Here is a 23539-nt window from a genome sequence, read left to right as displayed (position 1 = left end):
ACAGTGGACACTCCACTCACGCGCCTGGTGGGCGTCCGGCATCCGGTCGTGCAGACCGGCATGGGCTGGGTGGCGGGGTCACGGCTCGTCGGTGCGACGGCCCAGGCGGGCGGCCTCGGCATCCTCGCGTCGGCGACGATGACCTTCGACGAGCTCGCGGCCGCGATCACCGAGACGAAACGGCGCACGGACCGGCCGTTCGGCGTCAACCTGCGGGCCGACGCCGAGGACGCCGACCGCAGGGTCGACCTGCTGATCGACCACGGCGTGCGCGTGGCATCGTTCGCGCTGGCACCGCGCAGGGAACAGATCGCGAAGCTCAAGGACCACGGCATCCTCGTGATCCCGTCCGTCGGTGCGGTGCGGCACGCGGAGAAGGTGGCCTCGTGGGGCGCCGACGCCGTCGTGGTGCAAGGCGGCGAAGGCGGCGGGCACACGGGCTCGGTGGCGACGACGGTCCTGCTGCCGTCCGTGGTCGACGCGGTCGACATCCCGGTCGTCGCGGCGGGCGGATTCTTCGACGGCCGCGGACTCGCAGCGGCGTTGTCCTACGGCGCGGCGGGGATCGCGATGGGCACCCGGTTCCTGCTGACGGCCGAGAGCACCGTGCCGGAGGAGGTCAAACGCCGCTACCTGGAGCGGGACGTCTCGGGCACGGTCGTGACCGACCGGGTCGACGGCATGCCGCACCGCGTGCTGCGTACCGAGTTGGTCGAGCGCCTGGAGTCGTCCGGCCGGTTCGCCGGTGCCGTCCGGGCGTTGCGCAACGCGGTGCGGTTCCGTGCACTGACCGGACTGTCACCGATCGCGATGGTACGGGAGGGCCTTGCGATGAAGCGCGGCAACGACCTGACGTGGGGGCAGGTTCTGATGGCGGCCAACACGCCGATGCTGTTGCGGTCCGGGCTGGTCGACGGCCGGACGGACACCGGTGTGCTGGCGTCGGGACAGGTCGTGGGGGCGGTCGACGACCTGCCCACGGTGGCCGAGCTCGTCGACGGCGTCGTGGCCGACGCGGCCGCGGTGCTGCGGGCGAACGCCGACCTCGTCCTGCGACCGGCCTGACCGATCCGCCCGTCACCGCGCGTTCTGCACTCGGTACCCGTTCTGCGCCATGGTCACGGCTGTGGTCGCGTGCCGAGAGCCCGACGCGGTGCGGTCAGGAACGCGGCGCCGTCTCGGAGACGACCTTGACGGCGGTGTCCACATCGGACTCCGATAGTCCGGCCCTGGCGGTCAATCGGAGTCGCGTCACCCCGTCGGGGGCGACCGGTGGGCACACGCGACCCACGTGCACGCCGTGTTCGGCGCACGCGTCGGCCCACGAGGCGGCGGCCGCCGCGCTGGGCGCGGGTAACGACACGATGGCCGCTGCGGGCAGGCTGGTCCGCAGTCCCGCCGCCCGCAGCCCCTGCGCGAGGGACATGGCGCCGTCGACGGCGGTTCCGGGCAGTTCCGGTTCCTCCCGCAGTGCGGCGAGCGCGGCCAGTGCGGCTGAGACGGTGCCAGGGGCCGGCGCGGCGTCGTAGCCGTAGGCGCGGGCGACGTCGATGATCTGCCGGATCGCACGGCGCGGCCCGACAACGGCCCCACCCTGCACGCCGAGGGCGCCGCCGAGCGACAGCGTCGTCACCACGTCGGGCGCCGAGGACAGGCCTGCGTCGTACACCGCGCCGCGGCCGCCGTCACCCAGCACACCGAAGCCGTGGGCGTCGTCGACCAGTAGTGCCGCGCCGTGGCTGCGGCACGTCGCGGCGAGGGCTCCGAGGTCGGCCGCGTCCCCGTCGACGGCGAAGACCGACTCGGTCACCGCGAGCGCGCGCGGTTTGCGCCGGGTGGACAGAGCGTGGGCGACGGCGTCGGTGTCGAGGTGCGCCACGGCGGCGACGTCGCCTCGGGCCAGTCTGCAGCCGTCGACGAGCGAGGGCTGGACGTACTTGTCGCTGACGATCGCCGACTCGGTGCCCGACAGCGCCGTGACCGCGGACAGGTTCGCGGTGTACGCCGACGGGAACACGGCCGCGGCCTGCGCGCCCACGAACCGGGCGAGGTCGTGTTCCAGTTCCGCGTGCAGTTCGAGCGAACCGCCGAGGAGGCGGGTGCCTGCCGCGCCCGCGCCCCACTTCAGCGCCGCTGCCGCGGTGGCGCCCGCGACGCGTTTGTCGCGCGCGAGCCCGAGGTAGTCGTCGCCGGCGAGGTCGATCTCGCCGGGAACGGGGGTGGCACCGCGCTGCCGCGGCCTGCGCGTGAGACCGGAATCGCTCCGGGTGGCCGCTTCGGCGTCGAGCCAGTCGAGAACCTCGTCGGGCGGAAGAGCTGGACCGGGTGCGTTCACGGGTGGCAGTGTCGCACCAGGCGGACGACGAGAGGGGAGCGAGGGGTGGCCGACACGCCGGAATTGGAGGTCATGCCCGGTGACTGGGACCGGGCGCTGGCCGTGGTGGCGCATCCGGACGACCTGGAGTACGGGGGTGCGGGGGCGGTCGCGCGCTGGACGCGGGAAGGCAGATCGGTGGTCTACACCCTCGCCACCCGCGGCGAGGCGGGGATCGACGGCATGGCGCCCGAGGAGGCGGCCGTCGTGCGCGAGCGGGAACAGATCGCCGCGGCACGCGTGGTGGGGGTCGAGACGGTGGAGTTCCTCGACCACGCCGACGGCGTCGTCGAATACGGCCTGCCGTTGCGCAGGGACATCGCCGCCGCGATCCGCAGGCACCGGCCCGAGCTCGTGATCATGACGAACCATCGGGACACGTGGCCGGGCGGTCCGTGGCTGAACATGGCCGACCACCGCAACGTGGGACACGCGACGTTGGATGCGGTGCGCGACGCCGCGAACCGGTGGGTCTTCCGCGAGCTGACGGCCCAGGGGCTCGAACCGTGGGACGGTGTGCGCTGGGTCGCCGCTGTCGCCTCGCCGCAGGCCACGCACGCCGTCGACATCACCGACACGCTGGATCTGGCGGTGGACTCGCTCCAGGAGCACCGCGCCTACCTCGAAGGCCTCGGCGACGCGTCGATGGCCGATCCGGCCTTCCTGCGCGAAGCCGCCGCCGAAGCGGGTGCCCGTTTCGGCGGCGTGCCTGCATGTGCGTTCGAACTGTTCCCGATGTAGCGCCCTGAGAGCACTCTGGCGGCGTTCCGGCACCGGCAAACGCCCGAAGGGCGCCTGAGGGGCGTTCAACGCCCCTCAGGCGCCCTTCGGGGAAACGGGACCGAGGGTCAGGCGTCGACCGGCCTGCGGGGCTTGCGGCCGCCGCCGCGCCGCTGGCCGCCGTTGCCCCCGCGGCCCTGGCCGCCGTTGCCGCCACGGCCCTGGCCGTCACGACCCTGACCGCCGCGGTCGCCGGGACGGCCGCCGTTCCTGCCGCCGGGACGACCGCCGCCGGGGCGTCCGCCGCCGGCACGGCGCTGCTCCTGCTGCGGCTGCTTGTCGACCAGCGGCACGCCGCTGGGAGAACGCGAGCCGGTGATGCGGACGAGCTCGGCGTCGCCCGGCGTGACGAGCAGCGACTTGGGCTTCACACCCGCCTTGTCGGTGAGCCGCAGAGTCTGCCGCCGCTGGTCGCGCGTGATCAGCGTGACGACCGTGCCCGAGGCGCCTGCTCGCGCGGTGCGCCCTGCTCGGTGCAGGTAGTCCTTGTGGTCGGCGGGCGGGTCGACATGCAGCACGAGGCTGACGTCGTCGACGTGGATGCCGCGTGCGGCGACGTCCGTGGCGACCAGCACCGTGGTGCGGTCGTCCTTGAAGTCCGCGAGCACGCGGTTGCGCTGTCCCTGGGTCTTGCCGCCGTGCAGCGCCCCGGCGGGCACGCCCTGGGACCGCAGCTTCGTGGCGAGCCGGTCGACGTGGTGCTTGGTGCGCACGAACATGATCGTCCGGCCCTCGCGGGCGCCGATCTCGGTGATCACGCGCATCTTGTCCGGCTGCGCGAGCTGCAGCAGGTAGTGGTCCATGTTCGTCACCGACGCCGTCACGGGCGCGACCGAGTGCGTCACCGGGTCGTGCAGGTAACGCTGCACGAGCTTGGAGACGTCGCCGTCGAGCGTGGCGGAGAACAGCAGCCGCTGCCCGTCGGCGGGTGTGAGGTCGAGGATCTCGCGGACCTGGGGCAGGAAGCCCATGTCGGCCATCTGGTCGGCCTCGTCGAGCGCGACGTAGCCGATCTCGTCGAGGGCGCACGTGCCCTGGCGGACGTGGTCGGACAGCCTGCCGGGGGTGGCGATGAGCAGATCGACGCCGCGGGACAGCGCGTCGGCCTGCCGGTTGAAGGCCATGCCGCCGACCGCGGTGCGGCACCACAGGCCGAGCGTCTTGGCCAGCGGGATCAGCACCTCGGCGACCTGCATCGCCAGTTCGCGCGTCGGCACGAGCACCAGCGCACGGGGCTTCTTCGGGCGGGCCTTGCCGCCTTCGAGGCGGGCCAGCAGCGCGAGGCCGAAGGCGAGTGTCTTGCCGGAGCCGGTCTGCGCCCGGCCGAGGACGTCGTGGCCGGCGAGTGCGTCGGGAAGCGTGGCCGCCTGGATGGCGAACGCGTCGGTCATGCCGTCGGCCTCGAGCGCGCGCACCAGCGGGCGCGGCAACGGCAGGTCGGCGAACGGCACGGACGCGGTGGACGTGGATGTGGACGTGGACAGGTTTGTGCTCACACAGGCCTCTCGGACGTGGCACGTCGCAAGGAGGCCCGGGAGAGTCGCACGTCGGAGGTGCGGGCGGGCGTTCGCAAGGACGAACCCGGCGCGCCGGAATCTGGTGCCGTGTCCGGCCGACGTGGCGCGCCAAATGGATGGGAAATCGGATCGCCGTGTGAAGGAGCCCTTCGGCTCACGGCGCTCCAGGCACTCTACCCCAGACCGGAGCGGTGCGTCAGCGGTGGGCGAGTGAGGTGTCGCACCGGTTGTCCCGCGGCGATGGGCACGGACCCGTGCACGGACCCGTGTGTTTCGGACCCGTGCGTACAGGGGCTGCGGCTGCAGCGGCTGTGGGTGGGGGCTGTGGGTGGGGGCATAGTGGCCGCATGCGCATCGTGATCATCGGTTCGGGCATCGCAGGCGCGGGTACCGCCTGGCAGTTGGCACGGCGGGGCGCCGAGGTCGTCGTGGTGGACGCCGATCTGGCGGGACGGGCGACGGCTGCGGGCGCCGGAATCGTCTCGCCGTGGAACTCGCGGGCCCTCGAGGGTGAGGAACTCGCCTTCCACGCGGAGGGCGCCGCCTACTACCGGACGCTGGTCGAGGACCTGGCGGCCGAGGGAGTGGGGGAGACGTCGTTCGCGGTCGTCGGCGGACTCGTCGTCTCGCCGGACGAGACGTGGCTGCGCGAGTTCCACGGACGCGCGGTCGAGCGAGCGCGGCGCTGGCCCGACGCGGGCGAGGTGACGCTGCTCGACCCGGCGGACGCCGTCGAGCGCATGCCGCTGTTGGCACCCGACCTCGGCGCCGTGCACATCGCGGGCGGCGGGCGGGTCGACGGCCGGACGCTCCGTGAGACGTTTCTCGCCGCGGCGGCCGCGCGGGGAGCGCGGCTCCTCGACGGCACGGCCGAACTCGAGATCCGCTCCGGCGGCGTCGCGGGCGTGCGGGTGGCCGGTGACGTGGTCGAGGCCGACGGCGTGGTGCTCGCCGCGGGCGCGTGGACGGCCCCGCTGGCCGCGTCGCTGGGCGTGACGCTGCCGGTCGAGCCGCAACGCGGGCAGATCAGCCATTTCGGGGTCGGCGATCCCGGCACCGCGTCTCCCGGCACCGCGTCTCCGAGCACCGCGTCGTGGCCCGTCGTGTCACCGGTCGGGTCCGGGCACTACATGCTCGCGTTCCCCGACGCCCGGGTCGTCGCGGGAGCCACGCGCGAGACCGGGGCGGGTTTCGACCACCGTGTCACGGCCGAGGGGCAACGCGAGGTGCTGACGCAGGCGCTGACGGTGGCTCCCGGCCTGGCCGACGCGACACTGCTGGAGACGCGCGTGGGCTTCCGTCCCGTCACGCCCGACGGCAGGCCCGTCATCGGTGCGCTCGAGACCCACCCCGAGGTCACGGTGCTCACCGGCTTCGGCGCAGGCGGGCTGACGATCGGGCCGTACGCGGCGAGTCTGGCCGCGGCGGCCGCGCTCGGGCAGCGGCCCGACATCCCGGCGCTCTTCCGCCCCGAACGGTTCGAGAACGCCGTGTGAAGCCCCGCAAGGCGCAGGTTCAGTGGTCGGTGACGAGGACGAGGTCGGTCTCGCCCGCGCGTTCCACGGTCATGCCGGCCTTCTCCGCGACGGTCACGACCTCGTCCACAGTGGACGGCTCGGCGCGGCTCGTGGCCAGTGCAGCGGCGAGTCGTCCCTTGTAGGCCTTGTTGTGGTGGCTGACGGTCCTGCGTTTGCCCGACGAGTCCTCGGTGACCACGCGCACGGTGACGGCGCCGGGTATCCGTGCCAACGCGGCGTACGCCCCGGAGCGCAGGTCGACGACCAGTTCGTCGGACTGCAGCACCGGTTCCAGCGCTGGGCGCCACACCGACCGCAACGCCGGGAAGCCGGGCAGCGAGCTGCCTCCCGACAGGCGATACGCGGGAATCGGGTCACCCGCTCGCACGACACCGAACAGCGCCGACGCCACGGAGAGCCTGCTCGCCGCCCGGTCGGCTGCGGCGCCGGACAGCGAGCGCACGTCCAGGGCGTCGTAGAGCACGCCGGTGTAGCGCTGCAGCGCGGGCATCGTCGGCGACGTCCACAGCGTCGCGTTCCGTTCCACCTCGCCCGACTGCCGTTCGGACAGTCCGAGCGCGGTCAGGCTGGCGGGCACGTCGGCTGCCAGCTCGACCAGTGCGTCGGCCAGCTTGCGCCGCACCGGGTTCAGTTCGGGCAGCGACAGCGCGTCCAGGTCGAGTGGGGCGCCGCCACCGCCTGCGGCCTTGGTCTCGGAAGGGGGCAACAGAACGAGCACGCCGTCCGAGGGTAGTGCCGTCGCCGAGCCGGCCCGATAACCGGTTGTCCCGGCTCAGGGCGCGCCGACTACCCTTCGTCCATCACCGCTTTCCGTCTCCCTAGGAGCACACCGTGATCACCAGGATGTCGTCGTTGTTCCTGCGCACGCTGCGTGAGGACCCGGCGGATGCCGAGGTGCCCAGCCACCGGTTGCTGGTGCGCGCAGGCTACGTCCGCCGCGCCGCTCCGGGTGGCTACTCCTGGCTGCCGCTCGGCCTGCGCGTGCTGCGCAACATCGAGCGGGTCGTGCGTGAGGAGATGGACGCCATCGGCGCGCAGGAGATCCAGTTCCCCGCGCTGCTGCCGAAGGAGCCCTACGTGGCCACCGGCCGGTGGAGCGAGTACGGCGACACGCTGTTCCGCATCAAGGACCGCAAGGGCGCGGATTACCTGCTGGGGCCGACGCACGAGGAGCTGTTCACGCTCGCCGTGAAAGGCGAGTACAGCTCCTACAAGGACTACCCGGTGATGCTGTACCAGGTGCAGACGAAGTACCGGGACGAGGCGCGCCCCCGCGCGGGCGTGTTGCGCGGGCGCGAGTTCGTCATGAAGGACTCGTACTCGTTCGACCTCGACGACGAGGGTCTCGAGGCGTCGTACCGGAAGCACCGCGGCGCCTACATCCGGATCTTCGACCGGCTGGGGCTCGACTACGTGATCGTCGCCGCCACGTCGGGCGCGATGGGTGGTTCGGCGTCGGAAGAGTTCCTCGCGACCGCCGAGGCCGGTGAGGACACCTACGTCCGCAGCACCGACTCCGGCTATGCGGCCAACGTCGAGGCGGTCGTGACGCCGGCGCCCCCCGCGCGGGCCCTCGAGGGGCTGCCCGAGGCGCAGGTGCACCACACTCCGGACACGCCGACGATCGAGACGCTCGTCGACTTCCTCAACGGCGCGGGCCTGGTCCGCGAGTTCACCGCCGCGGACACCCTCAAGAACGTGCTGGTCAAGACGCGGATGCCCGGACAGAAGGAGTGGACGCTCCTCGGTATCGGTGTGCCAGGCGACCGTGAGGTCGACATGAAGCGGCTCGAGGCCGGGCTCGAACCGGCCGAGGTCGCGCTCGTCGAGGAGGCCGACTTCGCGGCCAACCCCTTCCTGGTCAAGGGCTACATCGGGCCGGGAGCGCTGCAGGCGAACGGCGTCCGCTACCTCGTCGACCCGCGCATCGTCACGGGAACCGCGTGGGTCACCGGTGCCGACAAGGCCGACCACCACGTCGTCGACCTCGTGTGCGGCCGCGACTTCACCCCGGACGGCACCATCGAGGCCGCGGAGGTCCGCGAGGGCGACGCCTCGCCCGACGGCCACGGCACGCTCGTTGCGGCGCGCGGCATCGAGATCGGCCACATCTTCCAGCTCGGCCGCAAGTACGCCGACGCGTTCGAGCTCGACGCGCTCGGCCCGGACTCGAAGCCCGTGCGCATCACGATGGGTTCGTACGGCATCGGCGTCTCGCGGCTGGTCGCGGCGATCGCCGAGCAGCACCACGACGAACTGGGCCTCGTGTGGCCGCGAGCGGTGTCGCCCGCGGACGTCCACCTCGTCGTGGCGGGCAAGGACGACACCGTGTTCGAGGGCGGTGAGCGCATCGTGGGCGAGCTGTCGCAGCGCGGTGTGTCGGTGCTGTTCGACGACCGCACCGTCTCGCCTGGCGTGAAGTTCGCCGACGCGGAACTCATCGGCGTGCCGACGATCGTCGTCGTGGGCAAGGGTCTCGCGAAGGGCGTGGTCGAGGTGAAGGACCGCGCCACCGGCGAGCGGACCGAGATCGACGTGGACGCCGTCGTCGACCACGTGACGGGACTCGTGCGCGGATAGCCCACGCCGCCTGGGGAGGCCGCCGGTGATCTTCGGTCGGAGGAGGAAGCGTGACGAAACCTCGGCACGCTACGGCTACGAGGACAAGGCCGCGCTGAAGGGCGTCGGCGGCTACGAGCCCGCCGACGCGAGCGACGCGTACCGTCCGCAGTCGTCACCCACGCCCGACCCCTCCGGGCACACTCCGGCAGTGCACCGGCCTGCCCCGCCCCATCCGGAAACTCCGGTTCACGGGCCTCCGGTTCAGGGCGCCCGGGGCGGTCCGGTGCCGCCGCCGAGGGTGAAGACGTCGTCCCGTGGCGCGGGGCGAAAGCGTGCGGTCGGCTGGATTCCCCTGCTGGTGGCGGTCGCCGCCATGTGGGGCGTGCCGCAGCTGTTCCCCGACGACGGCACGAGTGCCCGTGTCGACTCGGCCGATCCGACCGCTGAGGACACCCCGGCGCCCGTCACGCGGGTCGGCGTACCGCCCGCGGTGGACGGCTGGCAGTCGGTGGCGGGCGGCGACGGTGTCTACGCCTACGACGTGCCGCCGAGCTGGCAGCCCGAGCAGGGTGTCGTGCACGGCTGGGAGGCAGGCGGCGGATACGACGACCGGTTCGCGCTGTCGGCGTCGGCCTTCGTGGGCACGGAGTGCGACGACGCCACGCACGCCGGTGGCGCGGGTGTGCGGACTTTCGACCGGCCGGTGGACACGGCCACGCGCCCGATCGTGGACGAGGTCTCCGCGCGTGCCTACACCGAGGAGGGCGGCGCGAAACCGGGGGTGCGGGTGCTCTCCGAGGACTCGGGTCCGTTCACCCGGGGAGACGGCGAGTCCGGTAACACCCGATCGATGATCGCCGAGGTGACCCCGGCCCGGCCCGGAGGTTGCGTGCCGGAGCGTGCCCTCGTCGGCACCCGGGCGGTCGCGGCGGGCGACGACGGCGGCGGTGTGGTGGCGCTCGTCGTCTACGCCGACACCGACCTCGCGACCCCGGAGGACGTCCGCGGGATCCTCGGCAGTTTCCGTGCCGTGCCGGAATCCGACCGCAACACCGTCACGGTCACGCCCACCGGCTGACGGGTCCGCCCGCAGGCATGTGTGCCGGTCCGGCCTAGCGCAGGATGGCGGCCAGTGCCGCGTCGGTGTCGGACAGGTCCGGGAGGACGGCGTGGGCCCCGGACGCGCTCAGTTCGTCGACGTCGTGTCTGCCCGTCGCGACGGCCACGGCGACCGCGTCGCAGGCGAGCGCGGCGCCGACGTCGTGCGGGGTGTCCCCGATGACGACGACCTGTTCCGGCGCGCCGCCGTGTTTGCCCCCGGCGAGCTCGACGGCTTCGGCGACGAGGTCGGGGCGGTGCTCCGACAGCGAGCCGTAGCCGCCGATGTCGAAGTCCAGGTGGGTGTGCAGGCCGAAGGCGCTCACCTTGTGGTGGGCGATCGCGGGCAGGTTGCCGGTCACCAGTGACTGGACGACCCGCCCGGTCCCGGCCAGTCGCGCGAGTACCTCGGCCGCGCCCGGGAGTGCCGTCCCGCGGGCGCGCAGGTCGTCGGCCGGGTCGGTGGCGAGCGCGGTGAGCTCCCGCCACAGCCGCTCGACGAGCTCGCGGGTCGGTTCGATCCCGTGTGCGGTGAGCAGTTCGGTGGTGATCGCCAGCTCGGTCCGTCCGGGAAACGACGGCATTCGTTCGAGCGTGACGCCCGCGACCGTCGCGAGCGCCTGCCGGTACCAGTCGCCGCCGCTGCCGGACAGGTCGACGAGCGTCAGATCGATGTCCCAGAGCACGAGATGGTCGGGCGGGTGTTCGGGTGCGCCGGTCGTCACGCCGGACACCGTAGCCGACGACTCTTTCGACACCGACTTTTTCAACAAGCGTTGACATCCCCTCGGGAGGGGCGCGTACGTTGAATTCAACGGATGAAGAATTAATCGGGCCGGGGGTGGTCGACATGTCGAGGAGCGGAACGCGGGCGGCGCGCTCGTCGTGGGCACGGCGGTGGCGGGAGCGCTCGTCGCCGTCGTGCTGGGGTTTCTCACGTTCGGGGCGCAGGCGAGTGCACGGCCGGACGGGATCCCCGTCGCCGTCGCGGTCCCGGAGCAGGCGCCCGGCCCGCTGCACGCGGTGGCCGAACGCGTCACCGGGTCCGGCGGGGAGGCGCTCGACTGGCGGATCGTCGAGCCCGGTCAGGGGCGGACACTGCTCGAGAACGAGGACGTCTACGGCGTGCTCGAACTCGGGAGCGGGGCCGGCGGTCCCACGGTCACGAGCGTGACATCGGGAACCGTCAATCCCGCGGGCACGCAGGTCGCGCAGCAGGCCCTGGCCACCGCGGGCGGACGGGTCGCCGAGGCGATCGGCGAGGTTCGGGCAGCGGACCCGCCACCGGTGGAGGAGGAGACGATCCATCCGACGGGCCCCGCGGCGAGGACGGCGCCGCTCGGTGCGAGCGCGCTCGCGTGGATCGGCGGACTGGCCGGCTCGGCGCTGCTGGCGGTACAGGTCCACCGTGGACGGCTGCGTCCGGGCGCCGGCGCGCGGCTCGGCCATGTGGCGCTCATCGGGGTGCTCGTCACCGGCGTGCTGGCAGGGTTCCTCGCGCTGTGGGACTCCACCCTGGCGCTCGGCTGGCAGACGCTCGCCTTCCTGGCACTGACGGCGACCGCGTTCGCCGCCGTGCAGGGCGCGCTGCTGCGTTGGCTCGGCCTTCCCGCGATGGCCCTGCTCGGGCCGCTCTACCTGCTGGCGCCGTCGGTGGCGTCGCAGGTTCCCGAGATGCTCGCTCCGGCCTACCGGCTGCTGCTGTGGTCGTGGACCCCGTTCCGGTTCCCGACCGAGGGGTTGCGCAGCCTGCTCGCGGGCACGGCCGGAACCGACCAGGTCACGGTCGCACTCTGGGTACTCGCCTCGATGCTCGTCGCCGGGCTGATCGCGGTGCTGTGGCCGCGGCGGAGTGCGGCCGAGCGTGCGGGATCGGCGGGCTCCGCCGATTCGGCGGGTTCGGCGGACCCGGCGGGGTCAGCGGGGTCAGCCGACGAGGAAGCTGAACCGGACGCGGCGGACGGCGTTGTCGATGTTGGTGTCGACGAGGCAGACCGACTGCCACGTGCCGAGGGCGAGCGAGCCGCCGAGCACCGGCACGGTCGCGTACGGCGGTAGGAACGCGGGCAGCACGTGGTCGCGGCCGTGGCCGTGACTGCCGTGGCGGTGCCGCCACCGGTCGTCACGGGGGAGCAGCTCGTCGATCGCGGCGAGCAGGTCGTCGTCGCTGCCCGCGCCCGTTTCGAGGATCGCCAGCCCCGCGGTCGCGTGCGGCACCCATGCGTGCAGCAGGCCGTCCTCGGCACCGTTCGGCGTATCGGCGAGGAAGCGTTCCACCTCGCGCGTCAGGTCCGTCACGACCGCACTGCCGCCGGTGCGGATCTCGATCTCGGTGGAGTGCATACCCCCACGGTACGCAGCGGAAGCGCGAGCCGCGGAGGTGATCGGCGTGTGGCCCGGCGGTCCTACGCCATCGCCCCGAGGCACACAAGACGTGATCTGGCGTCACATCATGGTCCATGATGGTGATCGACTGGTTCCTCGACGAGGAGGACGTGCAAGGTGGCAGGACCGCTGACGGTCGGCGTCGTTGCCGAGACGGCGCCAGGGGAGCGACGGGTCGCGCTGGTGCCGAAACTCGCCGAGCGCCTGGTCAAGCGGGGAGTCCGGGTCGCGGTCGAACCGGGGGCGGGCAGCCGGGCCGGCCTGCCCGACGCGCTGTACACGGCCGCCGGAGCGGAGCTCGCGGGCGGGGAGTCCGGCGACGCCCGTCGCAGCGACATCGTGCTGACGGTGGCTCCGCCGGGCGAGGAGGACATCGAGCGGCTCGCGGCCGGCACCGTCCTCATCGGATTCCTCGACCCGCTCGGCGCGCCCGGCCGGGTCGAGGCGCTGGAACGCGCCGGGATCACCGCGTTCGCCGTCGAATCGATCCCTCGGATCTCTCGCGCGCAGGCGATGGACGCGCTCTCGTCGCAGGCGAACGTGTCCGGCTACCGTGCCGCGCTGCTGGCGGCCCAGCGGTCGCCGCGGTTCTTCCCCATGCTCACGACGGCCGCGGGCACGGTGCCGCCCGCGACGGTGCTCGTGCTCGGCGCCGGTGTCGCCGGGCTGCAGGCTCTCGCGACGGCGAAACGGCTCGGTGCGCAGGCCACGGGTTACGACGTGCGCCCCGAGGTCGCCGAACAGGTGCGGTCCGTGGGCGCGCAGTGGCTGGATCTCGGCATCGAGGCGATCGGTGACGGCGGCTACGCCCGCGAACTCACCGACGACGAACGCGCGGAGCAGCAACGCAGGCTCACCGAGGCCATCGGCGGCTTCGACGTCGTGATCACCACGGCGCTCGTGCCCGGCCGCACCGCGCCCACCCTCGTCACCGCCGAGGCCGTCCGGGGGATGCGGCCCGGCAGCGTCATCGTCGACCTGGCGGGGGCGACCGGCGGCAACTGCGAGCTGACCGAGCCGGGCGAGGACGTCGATCACGACGGCGTGACGATCAGCTCGCCGCTCAACCTGCCCGCCGGGATGCCGCTCCACGCCAGCGAGCTGTACGCGCGCAACCTCGTCGAACTGATCGAACTGCTCGTGGACGCCGAAGGCCGGTTCGCCATCGACCCGGCCGACGAGATCGTGGCCGGCGCCTGTGTCGCCGGCAGGCCGGAGGAGGTGGCGTAGGTGCCGATCGAAAGCATCGCGATCCTGGTGCTCGCCGGATTCGTGGGCTACACCGTGATCTCCAAGGTGCCCAACACGCTGCACACCCCGCTGATGTCGGGGACGAATGCCATCCACGGCATCGTGCTGCTCGGTGGACTGATCGTGCTCGGCCACGGCGTCGACGGAGTGCTGAACAAGATCCTGCTCGTGGTCGCCATCGCCTTCGGCATGATCAACGTGGTCGGCGGGTTCCTCGTCACCGACCGCATGCTCGGCATGTTCAAGCAGCGCCCCGGCGAGCAGCGCCCCGGCGAACGCGGAGCGGACGCGCGCGAGGAGGGCGAGCAGTGACCACGCTCGTCTCCGTGCTCTACATCGTCGCGTTCGTGCTGTTCATCTACGGGCTCATGGGGATGACGGGTCCGCGCACCGCCGTCCGGGGCAACTGGATCGCCGCGGCGGGCATGACGGTCGCCGTCGTCGCGACGCTGTTGCTGCCGGGAATGGGCAACTGGCTGCTGATCGCGCTCGGGCTCGGCATCGGAGCGGCGATCGGCGTCCCGGCGGCACGGCGCGTGAAGATGACGGCGATGCCGCAGATGGTCGCGCTGTTCAACGGCGTCGGCGGTGGTGCGGTCGCCCTCATCGCGTGGGTCGAGTTCCGCGTGACGACCGGTTACGAGGCCGAACCGCTGTACGTGGCGATCGCGTCGCTGTTCGCGGCGATCGTGGGGTCGGTGTCGTTCTGGGGGTCGGGCGTCGCGTTCGGCAAACTGCAGGAGATCCTCCCCGGCAGGCCGGTGACGCTCGGCAGGCTCCAGCAGCCGCTGAACATCGTCCTGCTGGCGGCGGCTCTGGCGTGCGCCGTGATCATCGCCGCGGGCGGACGGTCCGAATGGCTGATCATCGGTGTGCTCGTCGCGGCGGGCCTGATCGGCGTCATGGTGGTGCTGCCGATCGGCGGTGCGGACATGCCGGTGGTGATCTCGCTGCTCAACGCGTGCACCGGGCTGTCGGCCGCGGCGATGGGCCTTGCGCTGGACAACACGGCGCTGATCGTCGCGGGCATGATCGTGGGCGCGTCCGGGTCGATCCTGACGAACCTCATGGCGCAGGCGATGAACCGCTCCATCCCGGCGATCCTCGCGGGCGGTTTCGGCGGAGGTGGTGGCGGCGGTGCCGCGACCGTGAGCGGTGCCGGGGACCGTCCCGTGCGCAGCACCAGTGCGGCCGATGCGGCGATTCAGCTCGCCTATGCGGGCCGGGTCATGGTCGTTCCCGGCTACGGGTTGGCGGTCGCCCAGGCGCAGCACGCCGTCCGAGAGATGGCCGACCTGCTCGAGGCGAAGGGCATTGACGTCGCCTACGCCGTGCACCCCGTCGCCGGGCGCATGCCGGGGCACATGAACGTGCTGCTCGCCGAGGCCGACGTGCCGTACGAGTCGCTCAAGGAGATGGACGAGAGCAACTCGGCGTTTCCGCAGGTGGACGTGTCGCTGGTGATCGGCGCCAACGACGTGACCAACCCGGCCGCGCAGTCCGATCCGAACTCGCCGATCTACGGCATGCCGATCCTGCACGTCACGTCGAGCCGGTCGGTGATCGTGTTGAAACGCTCGATGGGCTCGGGTTTCGCAGGCATCGACAACGCCCTGTTCACCGATCCGAAGACGGCGATGCTGTTCGGCGACGCCAAGGAGTCCGTCGGCGGCATCGTCGAAGAGCTGAAAAGCCTGTGACCGGGGAACCGGCCGGTCGACTCAGCGGGCCGCCGAGAACGTGACCTGAGGGACCGGCGGCTTCGCGCGCTCCGCCGCTGCGGGCTGCGACTGCGCGGTCGCCGTGCTCTCGGCCGCCGCGCTGTCCGACACCGCGGTGTCCGACACCGCGCTGTCCGACACCGCCGTGGCCGTCGGCTTCCGGGCTGCGGCCTTCCTGGTGGTCGGTTTCCTGGTGGCGGTCTTCTTCGCGGCGTCGGTGTTCTTTCCGGTGGTCTTCTTTCCGGTGGTTTCGGTGCCGGTGGTTTCGGTGCCGCGCTTGGCTGTTCCCGCCGTGGCCGTGGTCTTCGACGCGGCCTTCGCCTTCGCCGTCGTGGTGGCGGCCGTCTTCTTCGCTGCGGCGCTCTTGGGGGACGCGCTCCGGGGTGTGGTGGCCTTCGACGCCGTGGCGGCCTCGGAGGTGGCGGACTTGGAGGAGGTGGCGGACTTGGAGGTGGTGGCGGCCTTCGACGCCGTGGCGTTCTTCTTGGCCGTGCCGGTGGTCGTGTTCTTGGCGGTCGTCGCGGCGGCTGCCGGCGTCGTCACGGACTTCGTACCGGACTTCGCCGCGCTCGTGCTCGTCGTCGCGGTCTTCTTCGCCGCGGTCTTCTTCGCCGCCGTGGATTTCGCCGCCGTGGTCTTGGCGGTCGTGGACTTCGCTGCCCTGGATTTGGCAGCCGCGGACGTGGCTGTCGTGGTCTTCTCGGTCGCGGCCTTCTTCCCGGCCGCCTTCTTGGCCGCCGCCTTCTTGGTGGCGGTCTTGGCTGCCGTGGACTCTGCTGCCGTGGACTTTGTCGCCGTGGGCTTCTCGGCCGGCGCCTTCGCGGTGCCGGACGAGCCGGAGGTGATCAGCCGCCGCGGCCGCTTCCGCCCGCCGGTGCGGCGTCCGCTGTCGGCGTAGCGAGTGAGGGTCGTGCGCAGAACCTCGGCGTTGGCCGTCGCCAAGTCGATCTCGTAGTGAACGCCATCGAGCGCGAACCGCACCGTCTCCTGTGCGGGTTCGCCACTGATGTCGTCGAGCACCTCGACCGCCCTGTTCCGTGCCACCAACGTCCTCCGCAATTCCGTGTGGGCGCAGGCGTTCCCGCTTGCCGTGGGCCGACCGCCCGCGCTGTCCGCTCCTCCGTGAGGGTAGTTGCCGGGTTGCGGACGACCGCGCGGTGGTGTGCGCTCGACGGTATGGCACAGCGCGGGTACGACGTCGTGGTGATCGGAGCCGGACCGGTGGGGGAGAACGCGGCCGCCCGCGCCGTCGCCGGAGGGTTGACCGCGGCGCTCGTCGATCACGAACGTTTCGGCGGCGAATGCTCCTACTGGGCGTGCATCCCCAGCAAGGCATTGCTGCGACCGGGAAATCTGCTCTCGGACGTGCAACGGATGCCGGGGGTCGGCGACGGCGGCGGACTCGATCCGGCGGCCGTGTTCGCCCGCCGGGACGCGTTCACCCACGGCGGGGACGACGAAGGGCAGGTCGAATGGGTGCAAAGCGCGGGGATCGAACCGGTGCGTGGCCACGCGCGCATCACCGGCGAGCGCGAGGTGACCGTCGACGGTGACGTGTTCCACGCTCGGCAGGCGGTGATCGTGTGTACCGGCAGCGTGGTCAGGATGCCGTCGGTGGACGGGCTCGAGGAGTTGCCCGGGGAGCTGCTGTGGACCTCTCGCGACGCGACCACGTCGTCGACCGTGCCGGGGCGGCTCGCGGTGCTGGGCGGTGGTGTCGTCGGGACGGAGATGGCGCAGGCGTGGGCACGACTCGGCTCCGAGGTGCACCTGTTCATGAAGGGGGCGCGACCACTGCCCGGTTATCCGGCCTTCGCGGGCGACGCGGTGGCTGACGGTCTGCGTTGCCGCGGTGTCCGGGTGTATCCGGAGACCGCCGTCGAGCGAGTGTCCGAAGTAGAAGGATCCGGGTCGGGTGCCGTGCGGATCACCCACGGTGGCACCACGCTCGATGTGGACCGGATTCTGGTGGCCACGGGGCGCAGGCCCGCCACGTCCGATCTCGGACTCGACGTCGTGGGGCTGGAGCCCGGCGGATCGTTGCCGGTCGACGATCACGGTTGCGTGTCCGGAGTGGACGCACGGTGGCTCTACGCCGCCGGGGACGTGACCGGTCGTGCACCGTTGACTCACCAGGGCAAGTACGCGGCGAGGATCGTGGGCGACGTCGTCGCCGCAGCAGCTCTCGGCGACGCGGTGAACGCGTCACCGTGGAGTGAGCACACGGCGACGGCCGACCACCACGCCGTGCCGCAGGTGGTGTTCACCGATCCCGAGGTGGCGTCGGTCGGCCTGCGCGAGGCGGCCGGGCCCGGACAGCGGGCCGTGGAGCTCGACATCGCGGTCGCCGGGTCCGCGCTGCAGGCCGACGACTACCAGGGACGGTTGCGCGCGATCGTCGACACCCGGCGGGACGTACTGCTCGGCATGACGTTCGTCGGCCCCGACATCGCCGAGCTGTTGCACGCCGCGACGATCGCCGTCGTCGGGGAGGTTCCGCTGCACCGGTTGTGGCATGCCGTGCCTGCGTTCCCGACCATCAGCGAGGTCTGGCTCCGGTTGCTCGAGGAGTACGGCCTGTGAAGCAGCCGCCGCTCCGGTGGCGCCGGCGTCACCAGTCCAGGGCGTCGACCATGCGCTCCTCGAGGACCGTCGCCATGGTGGTCTGGTAGGTCTGCGTCAGGTGGTCGTCGTCGCGGTACACCAGGACATTGCCGATCACGGGTTCGCAGGTGTCGCCGGGACAGAACAGATCGGTCAGGTCGAGGAAGTGAGCCTCCGGCGGCAGGTCGGCCAGCGCGGCGTACGGCGGTTCGGGCGCGTAGATCTCGGCGCGCGGCCGTGTGCACCGGTCGTCGTCGTAGCCGTGTTTCAGCACGCACTCGGACGGCTCCCAGCCACGGAACCGTGGGTTGTCCCGAGCGAGCACGAGCGGGATCCCCGCGTCGGCGACGCGCCGCCACTGGGTCACGTAGTTCTCCGGGGTGGACTCGGTCAGCCCGGGATACGCGTCGCGGGTCGCCATCGAGAACACGGCGTCCGGGTCGATCTCCAGAATCTCCGGCAGCACCGCGTCGTTCCACCGAGCGCAGTCGGGCGGGATGGGCATGCCGTTCAGATGGTAATCGCCCGCGCTGAAGGCGCAGCCGCGCTTGTACAGCGTGACGATCCTCCAATCGTTGCGGTCCACGAGCGGTTCGAACGCCGCGCCGTACTGGAGCACGTGCGAGTCGCCGACCGTGACGATGGTCCGGGTGGGCGCACCGGACGATTCCTTGACGCAGATCTCCACCTCGTCGGAACGCGGCGAGGTGCTGCACTCGAAGTCGCCGTCGGGTTCGAGGAGGTAGTACTCGTCGTCGAGCGCCGCGGCCGGTGGGACGACGTCGCGGCCCGGGTCGTACAGCGGCGCGTCGTGGCTCACCACCAGGGCACCGGGGTGGTCGGGGTCGTCGGCGTGCTGCGTGAACGACGCCCGACCGACGGTGTGAACCTGCCAGACCGTTGCCAGTCCGAGGACCACGACCAGCATGGCCGCACCCAGCGAGTAGGCGCGCCACGGCTTCGTCGCTCCGATGTTCGACCGCCGCACCGGGTTCTCGACCAGGTGATACGTGGCGACGGCGAGCACGAGCGACGCGGCGATGATCACCGCGCCGCCTCTCGGGCCGACCTCTGCCCGGTCCCGGACGACCAGGTAGAACATCAGCACCGGCCAGTGCCACAGGTAGAGCGCGTAGCTGATGTCGCCCAGATAGGACACCGGCCGCGAGGACAGGAACCGGTCGGCGCCCACCGGGCTCGCCGTGGCGCCCGCGACCAGCACCAACACGGCGGACATCGTGGGCCACAACGCCGCGTAACCCGGGAACACGCTGCCGACCTGCAGGATCAGGCCACACGAGACCAACCCGGCCACGCCGAGCCAGCCCAGCACCAGCCGCAACGCCCGCGGCAGCGCGATCCGGTCGATCACCAGTGCCAGCAGCCCGCCGAGCGCGAACTCCCAGATCCGCGTCAACGACGTGAAGTACGCCAGCGGCTGGTCGGCCGCCGTCAGCCACACCGAGTACGCCAGCGATCCCGCGCCGATCGTCAGCAGCGAACCGAACACGGTCCTGCGGAGGCTCCATCCCGACCGAGCGGCCAGCGCGCCGAGGAACGCGATCAGCAGCGGCCACGCCACGTAGAACTGGCCCTGGATGGACAGCGACCAGTAGTGCTGCGTCGGGCTCGCCTCGTCGCGGGCGGCGAAGTAGTCGGCGGAGGTCGCGACCAGCTGCCAGTTCTCGAGATACAGCGCCGATGCGACGACATCGCGGATCGTGGCGAACCAGCGGTGCTCCGGAAGCCACAGGTAGGCGGCGACCATGGTGGCCACGAGCACGAGCAACGCCGCGGGGAACAGCCGCTTGATCATCCGGCCCCAGAACGGCCGGAACGCGATGCGCCCACGCGAGCGAGCGCGCACGAGCTGGCCGGTGATGAGGAAGCCCGAGACGACGAAGAACACGTCCACGCCACCGGAGATCCGATCGAGCCAGACGTGATACGCCACGACCAACAGCGCCGCGATCGCCCGCAAGCCCTGCAACTCCGGTCGGAACTTCCGCTCGGCGCCCGGCGCGGCTCTCCACCATCCGGGGCGACCCGGCCGGGCGCTCGGTTCGGTGGTCGGGCGCGTGTCGGTGGTGGTCATCCGCGTCGTCTCCGTCGCTCCAGCGCAGGCACACGGCTCTCGAACCCCGGGCCCCGAATCCCGTAGCGAAATCAACCCACGCGCTTCAAACGGAGCAGACTGTACCGGCACACCACTCGAAACGGGCAATTCGGGTGACTGGAACGTGACGCGAAGTCCGTCGACGGCGAGGCATGGTGCGACTGAGTGCGCCACGGGGTCCGAACCGCCTGTCGGGCGTGCCCGCGAGTGGGCCCCGGCCTGTCCGTGCCGGGCTCCCCGGCGCCGAGGAACAGCAGCGCGGCGGCGCGCGCTCAGTCGTTCAGCTTGACCAGGCCGAGAGCTGCTTCCGCGGCCTCGGTGACCTCGGGGGATTCGGCCGGGGCGCGATCGCGCGGCGACGCCAGTACGAGCCGCACCGTGCTTCCCTCCAGATCGCTCACGTACGCGGCACCCGACCAGTCCGGTGGGGGCGGCGCCCAGCGGCCCGAGGTCGTCGCGAGGTCGCGGATCGTGCCGGTTCCGGGCGTGTCCGCGACCTCGAGGAAGCGTTGCGCCGCCTGCCTGTCGGTGAAGGTGAGAGCGGCGACCGACACGGCGACGTCGGTGCCGCGGACCGTGGTGGTGAAACTGCCGCGGCGCAGTTCCGTGCATCCGCCGTCGGCCAGCGCCACGCTCAGGTCACCCACAGCGTGGTCGGCGCACTCCTCGGTGAGCTGTGCCGCGCGCTGCGTGAACTCCAACCCGCCCGCACTCGTGCGGACCGGCCCACCGTCGGTGTCCCCGCCGCTCATGGCGGTGAACGTGATGATCACGACGACTGCCACGACGAACGCCGCGCCGGCCGCGATCCATCGCCACGTCTGCGCCGACAAGCGCCGCCACCGCGCCGGGCGAGCCGGGCCGCCCGGTGCGGGCACCGCGGCTGCACCTGCCGCAGCGCCCGGGACCGCGTGCGGCTGTCGGCCTGCACCGGCCTGAGGTAAGGGTCGACCTGCCTGAGGAGTCGGTGGCGCACTCGCCCGTGGAGTCGGACGTGCAGGCGGCCGCGGGGCCTGCCACGGCGCCGCCGTCCCGGCCGAGGTCGCTGCGCCGCCGGTCTGTGCCTCCCGGGCCGTGAGCGGTTGCGGAGCACCGGCGGGCCCGGACGCCGTGGACGTCGCCGGTGCCGCGGCGCGTGCCGACGGCGAGTCCGAGGGGTTCGCTGCCACGGTCGTCGTGCCCGGAACCGGAACCGGAACCGGAACCGGAACCGGAACCGGAACGGGAGCCGCGGCAGGGACCGCCGTCCCCGGTGTCCCTGCCGCCGACGTCTCTGTTCGCGGTGCCCCTGGCTGCGGCGTGGTCGTGCCCACCGGCGCCGTGGGGCTTGTCGGCGTGGGGCTCGTCGTCATGGGTCCGGCGGCCGCATCGGGGTTCGCCGCGCTGCTCGCCGAGTCGGGTCGTTCCGGGGCCGGCTGTGGCGAGGCCGGCTGTGGCGAGGATGGCCGTGGCGTGTGGTCGAGGGCTTCGGTGTCGGCGTCGTCGGTCAGCGGGTCGGCCGCGTCCGTGGAGTCGGCGACGTCCGTGGTGGGGTGTGTGCTGGCGGCGTCCCCTGCGGCGAAGCCTTCGCCGGCGAGTGTGTCGTCGTCGAGCTCGGTGTCGGGGGACAGGGCGGTGATGACGGCACGTGCCTGCGCGACAGTGAGTGGCCGCGGCGTCGAGGACAGGGACACGATCGAGGCGAGCAGGCTCGTCGAGGTCGGATACACGATGCGCACCGGGCCGGAGAGCTCGGCGGCGGGCTGGTCGACGTGTTCGACGAACGGGCCCACGGCGATGACCGTTCCGACGGCGAGTTCGGTGGAGCCCGCAGTGGTCCGAACCCGCTGGGCCACCTGCTCGGAGAGTGCGAGAGCGTCCTCGGCCGGGTTCCCCGCGTCCGGTCCGGACCCTCCCTCACCGCGGGCGAGCGGCCAGTCGTCGGCCTTCCACACACCGTGCAGCGGCGCCTCGAGCCGAATGGCCGGGTCCGGCAGGTCCACACCGACGACGACCACGACGCCGTGTGCCGTGACGACCACGGCGTCGACCGGTGCGTCCGTCTCGGGAGGCTGCACGCCCACCAGGCCGATACCGCCGGTCCGGTCGTCGCCGCGGCCCAGGGACGTCAACGCGGCGCGGATGTCCGGCGAGATCTGCGCGGGACGGGTCGAGAACCGGACGAGTCGCACGCCTCAAGCCTCCCTGCGCCTGGTGAACTGGCATCGGGAATCTACCGGCTCGTAGCTCCCGGTGGGTCCAGCTGGCCCAGGTCGGGATGTGATCTGAGGGGTCCGTGTGGCGCAATGGGCCGCTGCGGTGCAAAATGTGCGAGAGAAAACTCAAGCGGTGCTCATGCACTGGGCTCGGCGTGGTTCGCGAGGTCGTAGGGGAAGACGCCCCTCGTCGAACAGCGGAGGTCAGCAGTGAGCACACGTGGCGTTGTGTACGTCCACTCGTCGCCGTCTGCGGTGTGTCCGCACGTCGAGTGGGCGATTTCAGGCACGCTGGGCACGCGTGCCGAATTGCGCTGGACTGCGCAGCCCGCAGCCCCCGGTCAGCTACGCGCGGAGTGCGAGTGGCGTGGTCCGGCGGGTACCGCGGGCAAGCTGGCCGGCGCGCTGAAGGCGTGGCCCATGGTCCGTTTCGAGATCACCGAGGAACCGAGTCCTGGCGTCGACGGTCAGCGCTTCTGTCACGTGCCCGGTCTGGGCCTGTGGCACGCGCGCACCAGCGCGAACGGTGACATCGTCGTGCCCGAGGACCAGTTGCGCAGTCTGGTCGCCAAGAGCCGTGCGTCGGAGCAGCTCGCCCACAAGATCGACGAGCTGCTCGGTGCGGGCTGGGACGAGGCGCTCGAACCGTTCCGCCACGCGGGCGACGGTGCCCCGGTGACGTGGCTGCACCAGGTCGGCTGAACCGGCCGATGCGGGCGGCCGCGGACCGGGTGGAGCGGCGGACCGCCGTTCGGCGGTCGCCGGAGGTGCGAGGTGCCGTGTGCGCAGTAGTCTGGACCGGTGCCGACCACGTCTCTTCCGCACCGGCGCTGGCTGGTACCGGTGCTCGTCGCGGTCGTGGCGCTGACGGTCGGGGGTGGCCTCGTCGCACGCGAGGTGTATCAGCCGCCGTCCCGGACGTCGCGGCCCGCGGCCCCGCCGACATCGGCCGCGGCGACCTCGGTGGAGCCGGCCGACCAACCCGGGCCCACACGGGTGCAGCTCACCGCCGACGCGGCCGCACACCCGAACGCGCAGGCCGTCCGTGGCGTGCTGCAGAACTACTTCGACGCGATCAACCGGCGTGACTACGACCTGTGGGTCACCACGGTCGTCGCCGAACGTGCCGCACTGCAGGGCGAGCAGGAGTGGCGCCAGAACTACCGCAGTACCCGCGACGGCAGCATCCGCGTGTACCGGATCGAGGCCGCATCCGACGACGGGCTGACGGTACTGCTCGGTTTCACGAGCGTGCAGGACGCGGCGGACGCGCCGGACGAGCTGCAGTCCGACTGCATCCGGTGGCGCCTGGCCTTCCCGTTGACGAGGGCGGAGGAGGGGTGGCGGATCGGCACCGTCCCACCGGGCACGGTGCCGGAACAGTCCCGCTGCTGACGC

Annotated in this window: 19 protein-coding genes and 2 pseudogenes; 13 read left to right on the top strand and 8 right to left on the bottom strand. The window is 72.1% G+C overall.

What is annotated here, in order from left to right:
* The first annotated feature begins 3 nt into the window (after positions 1–3).
* Positions 4–1065, top strand: coding sequence for a nitronate monooxygenase (locus FHS23_RS15045; protein WP_183656136.1), 1062 nt, complete (start codon positions 4–6; stop codon positions 1063–1065).
* A gap of 94 nt (positions 1066–1159) precedes the next feature.
* On the opposite strand, the gene FHS23_RS15040 is transcribed toward FHS23_RS15045, so the two are convergent.
* On the bottom strand, positions 1160–2335 hold the full coding sequence (locus tag FHS23_RS15040; RefSeq protein WP_343053955.1) for an aminotransferase class I/II-fold pyridoxal phosphate-dependent enzyme: 1176 nt from the start codon (positions 2333–2335) through the stop codon (positions 1160–1162).
* Positions 2336–2407: 72 nt separating this feature from the next.
* Here FHS23_RS15040 and FHS23_RS15035 point away from each other — a divergent pair, with 72 nt between their 5' ends.
* The gene (locus FHS23_RS15035) at positions 2408–3115 is read left to right on the top strand and encodes a PIG-L deacetylase family protein (protein WP_183656127.1); all 708 of its coding nucleotides are present in this window, start codon (positions 2408–2410) and stop codon (positions 3113–3115) included.
* A 107-nt stretch (positions 3116–3222) separates the two neighbouring features.
* Here the strand turns inward: FHS23_RS15035 and FHS23_RS15030 are convergent, their stop codons facing one another.
* Positions 3223–4650, bottom strand: coding sequence for a DEAD/DEAH box helicase (locus tag FHS23_RS15030; RefSeq protein WP_343053954.1), 1428 nt, complete (start codon positions 4648–4650; stop codon positions 3223–3225).
* 368 nt (positions 4651–5018) lie between these two features.
* Between FHS23_RS15030 and FHS23_RS15025 the strand changes: the two genes are divergently transcribed.
* Positions 5019–6167: an NAD(P)/FAD-dependent oxidoreductase gene (locus FHS23_RS15025; RefSeq protein WP_183655158.1), complete on the top strand. Its 1149-nt coding sequence runs from the start codon at positions 5019–5021 to the stop codon at positions 6165–6167.
* Positions 6168–6186: 19 nt separating this feature from the next.
* Here the strand turns inward: FHS23_RS15025 and yaaA are convergent, their stop codons facing one another.
* Complete coding sequence (gene yaaA / locus FHS23_RS15020; protein WP_183655156.1) at positions 6187–6927, bottom strand: peroxide stress protein YaaA; 741 nt, start codon at positions 6925–6927, stop codon at positions 6187–6189.
* A gap of 113 nt (positions 6928–7040) precedes the next feature.
* Here yaaA and FHS23_RS15015 point away from each other — a divergent pair, with 113 nt between their 5' ends.
* Both FHS23_RS15015 and FHS23_RS15010 read left to right on the top strand, forming a co-directional pair.
* Complete coding sequence (locus FHS23_RS15015) at positions 7041–8789, top strand: proline--tRNA ligase (RefSeq protein ID WP_183655153.1); 1749 nt, start codon at positions 7041–7043, stop codon at positions 8787–8789.
* Between the two features lie 25 nt (positions 8790–8814).
* Positions 8815–9849 carry a DUF8017 domain-containing protein gene (locus FHS23_RS15010; protein ID WP_183655149.1) on the top strand — a complete coding sequence of 345 codons (1035 nt, stop codon included), beginning with the start codon at positions 8815–8817 and terminating at the stop codon, positions 9847–9849.
* A 34-nt stretch (positions 9850–9883) separates the two neighbouring features.
* On the opposite strand, the gene FHS23_RS15005 is transcribed toward FHS23_RS15010, so the two are convergent.
* Complete coding sequence (locus FHS23_RS15005; protein WP_343053953.1) at positions 9884–10594, bottom strand: HAD family hydrolase; 711 nt, start codon at positions 10592–10594, stop codon at positions 9884–9886.
* A gap of 160 nt (positions 10595–10754) precedes the next feature.
* Here FHS23_RS15005 and FHS23_RS15000 point away from each other — a divergent pair.
* Positions 10755–11852: pseudogene (locus tag FHS23_RS15000) on the top strand (YhgE/Pip domain-containing protein); the annotation flags it as partial.
* Here FHS23_RS15000 and FHS23_RS14995 read toward each other — a convergent pair.
* Positions 11796–12212 (bottom strand): YjbQ family protein, encoded by a 417-nt coding sequence (locus FHS23_RS14995; protein ID WP_183655146.1) that lies wholly within the window; start codon positions 12210–12212, stop codon positions 11796–11798. The pseudogene FHS23_RS15000 and the gene FHS23_RS14995 sit on opposite strands and share 57 nt — an antisense overlap.
* A gap of 159 nt (positions 12213–12371) precedes the next feature.
* Here FHS23_RS14995 and FHS23_RS14990 point away from each other — a divergent pair, with 159 nt between their 5' ends.
* The 4 genes from FHS23_RS14990 (at position 12372) to FHS23_RS22950 (ending at position 16124) form a co-directional block, all read left to right on the top strand.
* Positions 12372–13484 (top strand): Rossmann-fold NAD(P)-binding domain-containing protein, encoded by a 1113-nt coding sequence (locus tag FHS23_RS14990; RefSeq protein ID WP_183655143.1) that lies wholly within the window; start codon positions 12372–12374, stop codon positions 13482–13484.
* Positions 13485–13817 (top strand): proton-translocating transhydrogenase family protein, encoded by a 333-nt coding sequence (locus FHS23_RS14985; RefSeq protein WP_183655140.1) that lies wholly within the window; start codon positions 13485–13487, stop codon positions 13815–13817.
* A complete protein-coding gene (locus FHS23_RS14980; protein WP_183655137.1) occupies positions 13814–15205 on the top strand; it encodes an NAD(P)(+) transhydrogenase (Re/Si-specific) subunit beta in 1392 nt (463 codons plus the stop codon). Before FHS23_RS14985 ends, FHS23_RS14980 begins: the two co-directional genes overlap by 4 nt.
* A 103-nt stretch (positions 15206–15308) precedes the next feature.
* Positions 15309–16124: a hypothetical protein gene (locus tag FHS23_RS22950; protein ID WP_221219539.1), complete on the top strand. Its 816-nt coding sequence runs from the start codon at positions 15309–15311 to the stop codon at positions 16122–16124.
* Between the two features lie 32 nt (positions 16125–16156).
* On the opposite strand, the pseudogene FHS23_RS23925 reads toward FHS23_RS22950, so the two are convergent.
* Positions 16157–16207, bottom strand: a pseudogene (locus tag FHS23_RS23925) (hypothetical protein); the annotation flags it as partial.
* 195 nt (positions 16208–16402) lie between these two features.
* On the opposite strand from FHS23_RS23925, the gene FHS23_RS14970 reads away from it, so the two are divergent.
* The gene (locus tag FHS23_RS14970) at positions 16403–17809 is read left to right on the top strand and encodes a dihydrolipoyl dehydrogenase family protein (RefSeq protein WP_183655135.1); all 1407 of its coding nucleotides are present in this window, start codon (positions 16403–16405) and stop codon (positions 17807–17809) included.
* Positions 17810–17837: 28 nt separating this feature from the next.
* On the opposite strand, the gene FHS23_RS14965 is transcribed toward FHS23_RS14970, so the two are convergent.
* Together FHS23_RS14965 and FHS23_RS14960 are read right to left on the bottom strand one after the other, a co-directional pair.
* Positions 17838–19925: an acyltransferase family protein gene (locus FHS23_RS14965; RefSeq protein ID WP_183655132.1), complete on the bottom strand. Its 2088-nt coding sequence runs from the start codon at positions 19923–19925 to the stop codon at positions 17838–17840.
* A gap of 293 nt (positions 19926–20218) precedes the next feature.
* Complete coding sequence (locus tag FHS23_RS14960) at positions 20219–22117, bottom strand: hypothetical protein (protein WP_183655129.1); 1899 nt, start codon at positions 22115–22117, stop codon at positions 20219–20221.
* Positions 22118–22351: 234 nt separating this feature from the next.
* Here FHS23_RS14960 and FHS23_RS14955 point away from each other — a divergent pair, with 234 nt between their 5' ends.
* Positions 22352–22843 (top strand): DUF3145 family protein, encoded by a 492-nt coding sequence (locus tag FHS23_RS14955; RefSeq protein ID WP_183655126.1) that lies wholly within the window; start codon positions 22352–22354, stop codon positions 22841–22843.
* 99 nt (positions 22844–22942) lie between these two features.
* Entirely contained in the window at positions 22943–23536 is a 594-nt protein-coding gene (locus tag FHS23_RS14950; protein WP_343053951.1) for a hypothetical protein, read from the top strand.
* Positions 23537–23539: the final 3 nt, after the last annotated feature.

The organism is Prauserella isguenensis, from assembly GCF_014191605.1.
Lineage (GTDB): Bacteria > Actinomycetota > Actinomycetes > Mycobacteriales > Pseudonocardiaceae > Prauserella > Prauserella isguenensis.
Note: the sequence above shows the minus strand (reverse complement) of the source record. Positions and strands in the feature narration are given on the sequence as shown.